Below are 13,933 nucleotides of genomic sequence, written 5' to 3'. Positions count from 1 at the left end.
ACGGAATTATGTTACAAGGACAAAAAGATGAAACTTCAGGTATTACCGTTAAGTCAGGAAGCCTTCTGTGCTTATGGCGACGTAATCGAAACGCAGAAACGGGATTTTTTCCATATTAACAATGGCCTGGTGGAGCGCTATCACGATTTAGCGCTGGTTGAGATTCTTGAGCAAGACCGTACGCTTATCAGCATTAACCGCGCGCAACCGGCGAATCTGCCGCTGACCATTCACGAACTCGAACGTCATCCGTTGGGCACTCAGGCCTTTATCCCGATGAAAGGTGAAGTGTTTGTGGTAGTCGTGGCGTTAGGTGACGACAAACCAGACCTGTCAACCCTGCGGGCGTTTATTACCAACGGCGAACAGGGAGTGAATTACCATCGTAACGTCTGGCATCACCCACTTTTCGCCTGGCAGCGCGTCACCGATTTTCTGACCATCGATCGCGGCGGCAGTGACAACTGTGATGTTGAAAGTATTCCTGAACAGGAACTCTGTTTTGCGTGACGCCTGCAACCGACTTGCATAAGATAAACGAATTGTTCATTGTTTATGCTCATTTGTAGGTCGGAGTTAACGTAGGTATGACGGAAGTTAGACGGCGCGGCAGGCCAGGACAGGCGGAGCCTGTGGCACAGAAGGGTGCACAGGCGTTAGAGCGGGGAATTGCGATTCTGCAATATCTGGAAAAAAGTGGGGGAAGTTCGTCGGTTAGCGATATCTCTCTCAATCTGGATTTGCCGCTCTCCACGACCTTTCGCTTGCTGAAGGTTTTACAGGCAGCGGATTTTGTCTATCAGGACAGTCAGTTAGGCTGGTGGCATATAGGATTAGGTGTCTTTAACGTCGGTGCAGCGTACATCCATAACCGCGATGTACTCTCCGTCGCCGGGCCGTTTATGCGCCGCCTGATGTTACTTTCCGGCGAAACGGTCAATGTCGCGATCCGTAACGGCAATGAAGCGGTATTAATTGGTCAGTTAGAGTGTAAATCGATGGTCAGGATGTGTGCGCCGCTGGGCAGTCGTCTGCCGCTGCATGCTTCCGGAGCGGGCAAGGCGCTGCTTTATCCGCTGGCGGAAGAAGAGTTGATGAGCATCATTCTGCAAACCGGTTTGCAGCAGTTTACGCCAACGACGCTTGTGGATATGCCCACCTTGCTGAAGGACCTGGAACAAGCGCGTGAACTGGGCTATACCGTAGATAAAGAAGAGCATGTTGTCGGCCTGAATTGCATAGCTTCAGCAATTTACGATGATGTAGGTAGTGTTGTTGCCGCTATCTCCATCTCCGGGCCTTCATCAAGACTGACAGAAGATCGTTTTGTCAGCCAGGGTGAGCTGGTCAGAGACACCGCCCGCGATATCAGCACGGCGTTGGGACTGAAAGCACATCCATAGTGTCTGTCGTATCCCGCTCTGCGGAGCGGGTTTTTTTGACAAAATTTGAGAGTTGGAAAATTTTTCCAATTAATAGAGGTAGGAATAAAATGGCAAAAATGAGAGCCGTTGACGCGGCAATGTATGTGCTGGAGAAAGAAGGTATCACCACCGCCTTCGGTGTTCCGGGAGCTGCAATCAATCCGTTCTACTCAGCGATGCGTAAGCACGGCGGTATTCGTCACATTCTGGCGCGTCATGTGGAAGGTGCTTCGCACATGGCGGAAGGTTATACCCGCGCAACGGCAGGGAATATCGGCGTATGTCTGGGGACTTCCGGTCCTGCGGGCACGGACATGATCACCGCGCTCTATTCCGCTTCTGCTGATTCCATTCCTATTCTGTGTATTACCGGCCAGGCTCCGCGCGCCCGTCTGCATAAAGAAGATTTCCAGGCCGTTGATATTGAAGCAATTGCTAAACCGGTCAGCAAAATGGCGGTTACAGTTCGTGAAGCGGCGCTGGTGCCTCGTGTGCTGCAACAGGCGTTTCACCTGATGCGTTCTGGTCGCCCGGGTCCGGTACTGGTGGATTTACCGTTCGACGTACAGGTTGCGGAAATCGAGTTTGATCCTGATATGTATGAACCGCTGCCGGTCTACAAACCTGCTGCCAGCCGTATGCAGATCGAAAAAGCTGTAGAAATGTTAATCCAGGCCGAACGTCCGGTGATTGTTGCCGGAGGCGGGGTAATCAATGCTGACGCAGCTGCACTGTTACAACAGTTTGCTGAACTGACCAGCATTCCGGTGATCCCAACGCTGATGGGCTGGGGCTGTATCCCGGACGATCATGAACTGATGGCCGGGATGGTGGGCCTGCAAACCGCGCATCGTTACGGTAATGCAACGTTGCTGGCGTCCGACATGGTGTTTGGTATCGGTAACCGTTTTGCTAACCGTCATACCGGTTCGGTAGAGAAATACACTGAAGGGCGCAAAATCGTTCATATCGATATTGAGCCGACGCAAATTGGCCGCGTACTGTGTCCGGATCTTGGCATTGTCTCTGATGCTAAAGCGGCGCTGACGCTGCTGGTTGAAGTGGCGCAGGAGATGCAAAAAGCCGGTCGTCTGCCGTGTCGTAAAGAGTGGGTCGCCGACTGCCAGCAGCGCAAACGCACTTTGCTGCGCAAAACCCACTTCGACAACGTGCCGGTGAAACCGCAGCGCGTGTATGAAGAGATGAACAAAGCCTTTGGCCGCGATGTTTGTTATGTCACCACCATTGGCCTGTCACAAATCGCTGCGGCACAAATGCTGCATGTCTTTAAAGACCGCCACTGGATCAACTGTGGGCAGGCAGGCCCGCTGGGCTGGACGATTCCGGCGGCGCTGGGGGTTTGTGCCGCTGATCCAGAGCGCAATGTGGTGGCGATTTCCGGTGACTTCGACTTCCAGTTCCTGATTGAAGAATTAGCCGTTGGCGCACAGTTCAACATTCCGTACATCCATGTACTGGTCAATAACGCCTATCTGGGTCTGATTCGCCAGTCGCAACGTGCCTTTGATATGGATTACTGCGTACAGCTCGCGTTCGAAAATATTAACTCCAGCGAAGTGAACGGTTATGGCGTCGACCACGTAAAAGTAGCGGAAGGTTTAGGTTGTAAAGCTATTCGCGTTTTCAAACCGGAAGATATTGCACCAGCCTTTGAACAGGCAAAAGTCTTAATGGCGCAATATCGGGTACCGGTAGTCGTGGAAGTTATTCTCGAGCGTGTGACTAATATTTCGATGGGCAGTGAACTGGATAACGTCATGGAATTTGAAGATATCGCCGATAACGCAGCGGATGCACCGACTGAAACCTGTTTCATGCACTATGAATAAGGGAGATAAATAATGTTACGTTTCTCTGCTAATTTATCGATGTTATTTGGTGAATATGATTTTCTCGCCCGTTTTGAGAAAGCTGCGCAGTGTGGTTTTCGCGGCGTTGAATTTATGTTCCCTTATGACTACGACATTGAAGAATTAAAACAGGTGCTGGCGAGTAATAAACTCGAGCATACGCTGCACAATTTACCAGCGGGTGACTGGGCGGCGGGCGAGCGGGGTATTGCCTGTATTCCTGGCCGTGAAGAAGAGTTTCGGGATGGCGTAGCAGCAGCGATTCGTTATGCTCGTGCTCTGGGTAATAAAAAAATTAACTGTCTGGTCGGTAAAACGCCGACTGGTTTCAGCAGTGAACAGATTCACACAACGCTTGTAGAAAACCTGCGTTATGCCGCGAATATGCTGATGAAAGAAGATATTTTATTACTGATTGAACCTATTAACCATTTTGATATTCCTGGTTTCCATCTCACCGGAACCCGGCAGGCACTGAAACTGATTGACGATGTTGGTTGCTGCAATTTGAAAATTCAGTATGACATTTATCACATGCAGCGGATGGAAGGTGAATTAACTAATACCATGACTCAGTGGGCCGATAAAATTGGTCACCTGCAAATTGCTGATAATCCGCATCGCGGCGAACCGGGAACCGGAGAAATTAATTACGAATATCTCTTTACGGTAATTGAAAATTCTGACTACAACGGTTGGGTTGGCTGTGAATATAAACCCCAAACCACCACGGAAGCCGGTTTACGCTGGATGGATCCGTACCGTTAAAACGTAACGCTATTCAGACAATGCTTTTTTAGGCCGCTAAGTTGGCAGGGGATCGTGTTGTCTGAATTCAGGAAAAGCGAAATTTAAAAGAGGTTAATTATGAAACTGGGATTTATTGGCTTAGGCATTATGGGTACACCGATGGCCATTAATCTGGCGCGTGCCGGTCATCAACTGCATGTCACAACCATTGGTCCGGTTGCTGATGAATTACTGTCACTGGGCGCCGTTAGTGTTGAAACTGCGCGCCAGGTAACAGATGCATCGGACATCATTTTTATTATGGTGCCGGATACGCCACAGGTTGAAGACGTTCTGTTTGGTGAAAATGGTTGTACCAAAGTCTCGCTGAAGGGCAAAACCATTGTTGATATGAGCTCCATTTCCCCGATTGAAACTAAACGTTTCGCTCGTCAGGTGAATGAACTGGGCGGCGATTATCTCGATGCGCCAGTCTCCGGCGGTGAAATCGGCGCGCGTGAAGGGACGTTATCGATTATGGTTGGCGGTGATGAAGCAGTATTTGAACGTGTAAAACCGCTGTTTGAACTGCTCGGTAAAAATATCACTCTCGTGGGCGGTAACGGCGACGGTCAAACCTGCAAAGTGGCAAATCAGATTATCGTGGCGCTCAATATTGAAGCGGTTTCTGAAGCCTTGTTGTTTGCTTCAAAAGCCGGTGCGGACCCGGTACGTGTGCGCCAGGCGCTGATGGGCGGCTTTGCTTCCTCACGTATTCTGGAAGTTCACGGTGAGCGCATGATTAAACGCACCTTTAATCCAGGTTTCAAAATTGCGCTGCACCAGAAAGATCTCAACCTGGCACTGCAAAGTGCGAAAGCACTGGCGCTGAACCTGCCAAACACCGCGACCTGCCAGGAATTGTTTAATACCTGTGCGGCAAACGGTGGCAGCCAGTTGGATCACTCTGCATTAGTGCAGGCGCTGGAATTAATGGCTAACCATAAACTGGCCTGATACCCGCAATAAAAATGGCCGATATCAGAAAATGAATCGGCCAGCAATATTAAAAAAAGAAAGCAGCCAAAGATGTTGCTTCAGTATTAAAAATAATATTTTTATTTTATTTGTTCCTCATAGCTAGATTAAAACAACGTTATTCGATACGTGAAATTAAGAGGGATTTATGGAACATCAGAGAAAACTATTCCAGCAACGCGGCTATAGCGAAGATCTACTGCCGAAAACGCAAAGTCAGCGGACCTGGAAAACATTTAACTATTTTACCTTATGGATGGGTTCGGTTCATAACGTTCCCAATTATGTGATGGTTGGCGGCTTTTTTATTCTCGGCTTGTCTACCTTTAGTATTATGCTGGCAATTATCCTCAGTGCCTTTTTCATTGCCGCGGTAATGGTATTAAACGGTGCTGCGGGCAGTAAATACGGCGTACCGTTTGCCATGATCCTGCGTGCTTCTTACGGCGTACGTGGTGCACTGTTTCCCGGATTATTAAGAGGCGGTATTGCTGCCATTATGTGGTTTGGCCTGCAATGTTACGCGGGGTCACTGGCCTGCTTGATTCTGATTGGCAAAATCTGGCCGGGATTTTTGACTCTCGGTGGCGATTTCACGCTGTTAGGCCTTTCTCTACCGGGATTAATTACTTTTTTACTCTTCTGGCTGGTTAACGTTGGTATTGGTTTTGGCGGCGGAAAAGTTTTAAATAAATTCACTGCCATTCTTAACCCGTGCATCTATATCGTTTTCGGCGGTATGGCGATTTGGGCGATTTCGCTGGTCGGGATCGGTCCAATCTTTGACTACATTCCGGGCGGTATTCAGAAAGCAGAAAACAGTGGCTTCCTGTTTCTGGTGGTGATAAACGCGGTGGTTGCGGTCTGGGCGGCACCGGCGGTGAGCGCATCCGACTTTACGCAAAACGCCCACTCGTTTCGTGAGCAGGCGCTGGGGCAAACGCTGGGTTTAGTTGTGGCCTATATTCTGTTTGCGGTCGCCGGGGTATGTATTATTGCCGGAGCCAGTATTCATTACGGCGCTGACACCTGGAACGTGCTGGATATTGTTCAGCGTTGGGACAGCCTGTTCGCCTCGTTCTTTGCGGTACTGGTTATTCTGATGACGACTATCTCTACTAACGCCACCGGTAATATTATTCCGGCTGGTTATCAGATTGCCGCCATTGCACCGACGAAACTGACCTATAAAAACGGCGTACTGATTGCCAGTATTATCAGCCTGCTGATCTGCCCGTGGAAATTAATGGAAAATCAGGACAGTATTTATCTGTTCCTCGATATTATCGGCGGAATGCTTGGTCCGGTAATTGGTGTGATGATGGCGCATTATTTTGTGGTGATGCGTGGGCAAATTAATCTTGATGAACTGTACACCGCACCTGGCGATTATAAATATTACGATAACGGTTTTAACCTCACCGCGTTTTCAGTAACTCTGGTGGCCGTTATTTTATCTCTTGGCGGTAAGTTTATTCCCTTTATGGAACCGTTATCACGTGTTTCATGGTTTGTCGGCGTCATCGTCGCCTTTGCGGCCTACGCCTTATTAAAGAAACGTACAACAGCAGAAAAAACAGGAGAACAAAAAACCATAGGTTAATTAATCACGATATTGAACATTGAGTTAAAAACCAATCTGTATTTTACAAGGAGTTTGTTATGTCTTTTGATTTAATCATTAAAAACGGCACCGTTATTTTAGAAAACGAAGCTCGCGTTGTAGATATCGCCGTTAAAGACGGAAAAATTGCTGCTATCGGCCAGGATCTGGGCGATGCAAAAGACGTTATGGATGCGTCTGGTCTGGTGGTTTCGCCGGGCATGGTTGATGCGCACACCCATATTTCTGAACCGGGTCGCAGCCACTGGGAAGGTTATGAAACCGGTACTCGCGCAGCAGCAAAAGGTGGTATCACCACCATGATCGAAATGCCGCTCAACCAGCTGCCTGCAACGGTTGACCGCGCCTCAATTGAACTGAAGTTCGATGCCGCTAAAGGAAAGCTGACTATCGATGCGGCACAACTCGGTGGCCTGGTGTCTTACAACATTGACCGTCTGCATGAGTTGGATGAAGTGGGTGTTGTCGGTTTCAAATGCTTCGTTGCGACCTGTGGCGATCGCGGTATCGACAACGACTTCCGTGACGTCAATGACTGGCAATTCTTCAAAGGCGCGCAGAAGCTGGGTGAACTAGGCCAGCCGGTGCTGGTGCACTGCGAAAACGCGCTGATCTGTGACGCACTGGGCGAAGAAGCGAAGCGTGAAGGTCGCGTAACTGCCCATGACTATGTGGCTTCGCGTCCGGTATTTACCGAAGTGGAAGCGATTCGCCGCGTACTGTACCTGGCGAAAGTCGCTGGTTGCCGTCTGCACGTTTGCCACGTCAGCAGCCCGGAAGGTGTTGAGGAAGTGACTCGTGCACGTCAGGAAGGTCAGGATGTTACTTGTGAATCCTGCCCGCATTACTTTGTGTTGGATACCGATCAGTTCGAAGAAATCGGTACTCTGGCGAAGTGTTCACCGCCGATCCGCGATCTGGAAAACCAGAAAGGCATGTGGGAAAAACTGTTTAACGGTGAAATAGACTGCCTGGTTTCCGACCACTCTCCATGCCCGCCGGAAATGAAAGCCGGTAACATCATGAAAGCGTGGGGCGGTATCGCTGGTCTGCAAAGCTGCATGGACGTGATGTTCGATGAAGCGGTACAGAAACGCGGAATGTCTCTGCCAATGTTCGGCAAATTAATGGCGACTAACGCAGCAGATATTTTCGGTCTGCAGCAAAAAGGCCGTATCGCTCCAGGAAAAGATGCCGACTTCGTCTTCATTCAGCCGAATAGCAGCTATGTTCTTACCAATGACGATCTGGAATATCGCCACAAAGTCAGCCCGTATGTTGGCCGTACTATTGGCGCGCGTATCACGAAAACCATCTTACGTGGTGATGTGATTTACGATATCGAACAGGGCTTCCCTGTTGCGCCGAAAGGTCAATTTATCCTTAAACATCAGCAGTAATCTGGCCCTGCAATGCCCGTCCTTGTGGCGGGCATTCTCCGGTTAAGGTGTGTTTATGTTCAATTTTGCTGTGGGCCGCGAAAGCCTGTTATCAGGATTTCAGTGGTTTTTCTTTATTTTTTGCAACACGGTTGTGGTTCCTCCTACGCTACTTTCTGCTTTTCAGTTGCCGCAAAGTAGCCTGCTTACGCTCACGCAATATGCTTTTCTTGCTACCGCACTGGCCTGCTTCGCTCAGGCGTTCTGCGGTCATCGTCGCGCTATTATGGAGGGGCCGGGCGGCCTGTGGTGGGGAACCATCCTGACTATCACCCTTGGCGAAGCATCGCGCGGGACACCGATCAACGATATCGCTACCAGTCTGGCGGTGGGGATTGCGCTCTCCGGCGTGCTGACGATGTTGATTGGTTTTAGCGGATTAGGCCATCGCCTGGCACGGTTATTTACGCCGTCTGTGATGGTCTTGTTTATGTTGATGCTGGGTGCGCAACTGACCACTATCTTTTTCAAAGGTATGCTCGGGCTGCCGTTTGGCATAGCCGACCCGAATTTTAAAATTCAATTACCGCCGTTCGCGCTCTCGGTGGCGGTGATGTGCCTGGTACTGGCGATGATTATTTTCCTGCCACAACGTTTTGCCCGTTACGGCCTGCTGGTCGGTACAATAACCGGCTGGTTGTTGTGGTACTTTTGCTTTCCTTCTTCGCATTCGCTCTCCGGTGAGTTGCACTGGCAGTGGTTCCCGCTCGGCAGTGGCGGTGCTTTGTCGCCGGGGATTATTCTGACGGCGGTGATTACAGGTCTGGTAAATATCAGCAATACCTACGGTGCGATTCGGGGCACGGATGTTTTTTATCCGCAGCAGGGCGCGGGGAATACGCGTTATCGTCGCAGCTTTGTGGCGACCGGATTTATGACACTGATAACCGTGCCGCTGGCAGTAATTCCATTTTCACCGTTTGTTTCATCCATTGGTTTATTAACCCAGACTGGCGATTACACGCGGCGTTCGTTTATTTATGGCAGCGTTATTTGCCTGCTGGTGGCACTGGTTCCGGCACTCACGCGACTGTTTTGCAGTATCCCTTTACCCGTGAGTAGCGCGGTCATGCTGGTTTCTTATCTGCCTTTACTCTTTTCCGCGCTGGTGTTTAGCCAGCAAATAACGTTTACCGCTCGCAATATTTATCGACTCGCATTGCCGTTATTTGTCGGCATATTTTTAATGGCATTACCGCCTGTGTATCTGCAAGACCTTCCATTAACGCTTCGTCCTCTGCTCAGTAACGGCTTACTGGTCGGAATTTTACTGGCTGTTCTTATGGATAATCTTATTCCGTGGGAACGCATCGAATAATTTGTTGAAAAAGGATTGATAATGAAGATTGTCATTGCGCCAGACTCTTTTAAAGAGAGTTTAAGTGCAGAAAAATGTTGTCAGGCAATTAAAGCCGGGTTTTCGACCATATTTCCCGATGCGCACTATATCTGTTTGCCGATAGCGGATGGCGGCGAAGGGACGGTGGATGCGATGGTCGCCGCGACGGGCGGCAACATCGTGACGCTTGAAGTCTGCGGGCCGATGGGCGAAACAGTGAATGCTTTTTATGGCCTTACCGGCGACGGGAAAACGGCGGTGATTGAGATGGCGGCGGCAAGCGGCCTGATGCTGGTCGCGCCTGAAAAGCGTAATCCGTTGCTGGCGTCAAGTTTTGGCACCGGAGAGCTGATTCGTCATGCGCTGGATAACGGCATTCGCCATATTATTCTCGGCATTGGCGGCAGTGCGACGGTCGACGGCGGTATGGGCATGGCGCAGGCGCTCGGTGTGCGTTTCCTTGATGCTGACGGTCAGGTGCTGGCGGCTAACGGCGGCAATTTAGCGCGCGTGGCAAGCATTGAGATGGATGAATGCGATCCGCGTCTGGCGAACTGCCATATTGAAGTAGCATGTGATGTTGATAACCCGCTGGTAGGGGCACGCGGCGCGGCGGCGGTGTTTGGTCCGCAAAAAGGGGCAACGCCGGAAATGGTCGAAGAACTGGAACAGGGGCTGCAAAATTACGCCCGTGTTTTACAACAGCAAACTGAAATTAATGTCTGCCAGATGGCGGGCGGCGGCGCTGCGGGCGGTATGGGCATTGCGGCGACGGTATTCCTCAATGCGGATATTAAACCGGGTATTGAGATTGTGTTGAATGCGGTCAATCTGGCGCAGGCGGTGCAGGGTGCAGCACTGGTGATCACCGGGGAAGGGCGCATCGACTCGCAAACGGCAGGCGGTAAAGCGCCGCTGGGCGTGGCGTCGGTGGCGAAGCAGTTTAATGTCCCGGTGATTGGGATTGCTGGCGTATTGGGTGATGGCGTGGAAGTGGTGCACCAGTACGGCATTGATGCGGTATTCAGCATTTTGCCACGTCTGGCACCTTTAGCCGAAGTGCTCGCCAGCGGTGAAACCAATCTCTTCAACAGTGCGCGAAATATTGCCTGCGCCATTAAAATAGGTCAGGGAATTAAAAACTGACTATTACCTTTAAAGCGGATGCGATTTATATCGCATCTTTTTTTACCTGAATTGACTACAAAAAAAGCCACGGAATAAACCGTGGCAAAATCCAACATAGCTAAAAATAATCAGGCGAGTGGTATGACTTAAATCTCTACGTCGCGGTTGCAATCTTTCGAGTAAATATAGCTGAACGCTTCACCACGCCCCACGCCATAACCGGCCTGTAAGGAATAAGCGCCCATAAAGATGTAATCGCCTTTTTTCACCGGGATCCAGTTATTGTCGAGGTTATAAACCCCCTGACCGGAAAGAATATAGGCACCGTGTTCCTGAACGTGTGTTTCGATATAACCATGGCTGGCACCTGGCGCAAAAGAGAGGATATGCATGTTCATATCAAAACCTAACTCTTTGGGCAGAAAATCCAGCAGAATAACATCGTCCATGCCTTCATAATGAATGCGTTCCAGTTCGCTGGCATTGCCAGAAACCAGCCACGGCGCATGACCTTCTACCGGAATATAGCGACGCTTATATAAAAAGATTTGGCTGTCTTCGGCCTGGGCGTTAACAAACGTCATTAAGGAGCCTGGCGGGCAATAAAGATAGCCACCTTCGCTTAAGGCAAATGTTTTCCCTTCGGCTTTGGCAGTGATATTTCCAGAGATCACATACAGGAACGTTTCAATGCCTTCGCCACCGAAGCCCTGTTGGTTGCCGCCGTTTTGATGCAGTGTGACCAGATAATCAACAAAAGAGGCACCCAGCTTTGGCGTGGAGAGGATTGTCGCGTCACAATTTTCAAAGCCCGGAATAATATTTTTTACCAGACCGTCTGGTGTTAACAGTGCGAAATTACCGTGTTTAACAATCGCACGGTTAGCCAGTAAATCTTCGCGGTAACCGGTGACGTTATTTAAATATCCCATTTATAACTCCTTATTTCTGCCAGGCAAGTTGATAAAGCATGAGTGCCAACGTTTTGACCCCTTCGGCAAGGTCGGTAATATTGGTGCGTTCCGCCGGGTTATGGCTGATCCCGTTGATGCTGGGAATGAAAATCATGCAGGTCGGCACGCGAGGCGCGAAAATTTGCGCGTCGTGCCCGGCACCACTGTGCATCACCCGGTAATTCAGTTTTTCGCTTTCACACAATTCTGTCAGGGTGGCGACCAGCTCCTTATTCATCGGCACGGGTTCTTCGTCCATCCATAAATCGATATCAATACCAATATCCATTTCATCGCAAATCGCCCGCATGTCGTTTTCTAACTGTTGGGTGAAATCGCGCAGCACGGTAGCGTCGGTATGACGACAATCAATGGTGAACGTGGTTTTACCCGGCACTACATTCACCGTATTCGGGCGCGGCTCTACTTTGCCAAAGGTCAGAACCAGCGGGTCGCCCATCTTTTTCGCTTTTTCGACAGACTGATGGCAAATGCGACTGAAAGCGTAAACCGTATCACGACGATAACCCATCGGCGTGGTGCCTGCATGGTTTGATTCGCCATTCAGCGTCACCGTATAACGACGCTGCCCGACAATTGCATTCACCACGCCAATTGATTGCCCATTACTTTCCAGCACACAGCCCTGTTCGATATGCAGTTCGACAAAGGCTTTAATATCCTGACGCGGAGTTAGTGGGGCGTTCGGCAGAGTAAATCCGCAAGCCTTCATCGCATCGACAAAACTATTTCCTTTGGCATCACAGATATTCCGCACGTCGTCAGGATTCGCCAGCCCAAAAATATTTTTACTGCCCCAGAAAACATACGGGAAGCGGCTGCCTTCTTCTTCTGCCATCGCCACCACTTCGACCGTACGTAACGGCGCGCCGTATTGCGTTTTCAGCCAGTCAATAGCCAGCCACGCCGCCAGCGCACCGAATTGCCCGTCGAGGTTACCGCCGTTAACCACGGTATCGATATGCGAACCGCTCAGAACCACTTCCTGTGGATATTCGGTGCCACTCAGGCGACCGTATAAATTCCCCACTTCATCGAAACGTGTTTCCAGCCCGCTTGCTACCATTCTTTTTTTAAACTGCTGCTGGGTTTCCAGCCATTCCGGCGAATAAAGTAAACGGGTCATCCCACCCGCTGGGTCAGCGCCAAAAGAGGAAAGCCAGGGCAGCGTTTCTTCTATAGCTTGACGGAAATGTGTAATCATAAGAAAGTCCTGTCTCAATAATTATTGCGCAAAGGGATTTTTCGTTTCGTATGACGTGTTATAAAGCGCGTCGGAAATTAAATACTGGTAAATATCATCAACAATTTCGATGCCTTCGACGGCGGCTTTGCGTTGTTTAATATCCTGATCCTGTCCGGGATAATAAACCTGATTAAAACCGGGCGCGGGGGTAATGGTATTTAATTCGCGCATGGTCTGGCTAAGATGTTGACGGAATAATTCGCTGGAGGAGAAAAAGTTCGGGTTAATAACTATATGTAATTGCCCCAAATTACGCCCGGCGTGTAAATCGTCATACATCGAACTAACCTGTCGCCCGAACGGTAAGCCGAGTAAGACGCCTGAGAGGACGTCAATCATCATCATCAGGCCATACCCTTTCGGCCCAGCGGCGGGGAGCAGAGCATGTACCGCGAACGGATCGGTTGTTGGTGCACCGTTTTTATCGACTGCCCAGGTATCCGGGATAGACATATTGCGCGAGCGGGCGTCGAGCACTTTTCCCCATGCCTGTACGGTAGTCGCCATATCAAAGGTAAGGATCTCGTCGCCTTCTCCCGGCGCGGCAAAGGCCAGTGGGTTAGTGCCGTAGTAAATTTCCGCGCCGCCAAACGGCACCACCATTGGATCGGACTGGCACAGCGAAATGCCAATTAATCCGGCGCGGGCTGCCTGCTGCACAAAATAAGAGATTGCGCCGCTGTGACCCATCCGGCTGATACCGACCACCGCAACGCCTTTTTGCTGGGCGGTTTTGATGGCATGTTCCATACCCATTTTCGCTGCGACCTGTCCGGCGGCATTGTCGGCATGTAAAATTGCCGAGCACGGTCCGGTTTCCTCAAGACGAAACTCCGGTTCGCGGTTGGTGCCGCCTTTTGAAATACGTTCGGCGTAGTATTCAACGCGCACCGCGCCATGAGAGTGGATCCCTCTGGCATCGGCGTAAACCAATACTTCAGCCACGGTTGCAGCGTGCTCACGTTTTAACCCAGCCTGGCAGAGTTTATTCTCGATTAGCTGGTGGAGTGTTTCCCGACTGATTTTCATCTGTCTTCCTTTTTAACGACGGTGTGAAGCATGACTGCAATTAACATACAGGGAAAATATCTGGATTATGTGATCCAGACAGGCAAAAAAAT

The 13,933-nt window shown here is 50.1% G+C and carries 12 protein-coding genes; 9 read left to right on the top strand and 3 right to left on the bottom strand.

The features are described from left to right. Positions 1-27 precede the first annotated feature (27 nt). The 9 genes from allA (at position 28) to glxK (ending at position 10,610) form a co-directional block, all read left to right on the top strand. Positions 28-510, top strand: a complete 483-nt coding sequence (allA, locus tag HBM92_RS17780; RefSeq protein WP_000776370.1) for an ureidoglycolate lyase — start codon at positions 28-30, stop codon at positions 508-510. A gap of 77 nt (positions 511-587) precedes the next feature. Further along, a complete protein-coding gene (allR, locus tag HBM92_RS17775; RefSeq protein WP_000141275.1) occupies positions 588-1,403 on the top strand; it encodes an HTH-type transcriptional repressor AllR in 816 nt (271 codons plus the stop codon). An 89-nt stretch (positions 1,404-1,492) separates the two neighbouring features. Next, positions 1,493-3,274 carry a glyoxylate carboligase gene (gcl, locus tag HBM92_RS17770; protein WP_001304821.1) on the top strand — a complete coding sequence of 594 codons (1,782 nt, stop codon included), beginning with the start codon at positions 1,493-1,495 and terminating at the stop codon, positions 3,272-3,274. Between the two features lie 12 nt (positions 3,275-3,286). Further along, the gene (hyi, locus tag HBM92_RS17765) at positions 3,287-4,063 is read left to right on the top strand and encodes a hydroxypyruvate isomerase (RefSeq protein WP_000943566.1); all 777 of its coding nucleotides are present in this window, start codon (positions 3,287-3,289) and stop codon (positions 4,061-4,063) included. A 99-nt stretch (positions 4,064-4,162) separates the two neighbouring features. Next, complete coding sequence (glxR, locus tag HBM92_RS17760; RefSeq protein ID WP_000765831.1) at positions 4,163-5,041, top strand: 2-hydroxy-3-oxopropionate reductase; 879 nt, start codon at positions 4,163-4,165, stop codon at positions 5,039-5,041. A 169-nt stretch (positions 5,042-5,210) separates the two neighbouring features. After that, entirely contained in the window at positions 5,211-6,665 is a 1,455-nt protein-coding gene (locus HBM92_RS17755; protein ID WP_000401115.1) for an allantoin transporter, read from the top strand. A 59-nt stretch (positions 6,666-6,724) separates the two neighbouring features. Then, complete coding sequence (allB, locus tag HBM92_RS17750; RefSeq protein WP_000006873.1) at positions 6,725-8,086, top strand: allantoinase AllB; 1,362 nt, start codon at positions 6,725-6,727, stop codon at positions 8,084-8,086. A 55-nt stretch (positions 8,087-8,141) separates the two neighbouring features. Then, complete coding sequence (locus HBM92_RS17745; protein WP_001298336.1) at positions 8,142-9,443, top strand: uracil/xanthine transporter; 1,302 nt, start codon at positions 8,142-8,144, stop codon at positions 9,441-9,443. A 21-nt stretch (positions 9,444-9,464) separates the two neighbouring features. Then, a complete protein-coding gene (gene glxK / locus HBM92_RS17740; protein WP_001304820.1) occupies positions 9,465-10,610 on the top strand; it encodes a glycerate 3-kinase in 1,146 nt (381 codons plus the stop codon). Between the two features lie 128 nt (positions 10,611-10,738). Here the strand turns inward: glxK and allE are convergent, their stop codons facing one another. The 3 genes from allE to allD are packed head-to-tail and all read right to left on the bottom strand — an operon-like array spanning position 10,739 to position 13,841. Further along, positions 10,739-11,524: a (S)-ureidoglycine aminohydrolase gene (allE, locus tag HBM92_RS17735; protein ID WP_000540994.1), complete on the bottom strand. Its 786-nt coding sequence runs from the start codon at positions 11,522-11,524 to the stop codon at positions 10,739-10,741. A 10-nt stretch (positions 11,525-11,534) separates the two neighbouring features. Then, positions 11,535-12,770: an allantoate deiminase gene (gene allC / locus HBM92_RS17730; RefSeq protein ID WP_001298347.1), complete on the bottom strand. Its 1,236-nt coding sequence runs from the start codon at positions 12,768-12,770 to the stop codon at positions 11,535-11,537. 21 nt (positions 12,771-12,791) lie between these two features. Then, positions 12,792-13,841 carry an ureidoglycolate dehydrogenase gene (allD, locus tag HBM92_RS17725; protein WP_000703882.1) on the bottom strand — a complete coding sequence of 350 codons (1,050 nt, stop codon included), beginning with the start codon at positions 13,839-13,841 and terminating at the stop codon, positions 12,792-12,794. Positions 13,842-13,933 lie beyond the last annotated feature (92 nt).

The sequence above is a fragment of the Escherichia sp. E.sYA108 genome, assembly GCF_011754335.1.
Lineage (GTDB): Bacteria > Pseudomonadota > Gammaproteobacteria > Enterobacterales > Enterobacteriaceae > Escherichia > Escherichia coli.
This window is presented reverse-complemented; position numbering and strand designations above follow the sequence as displayed.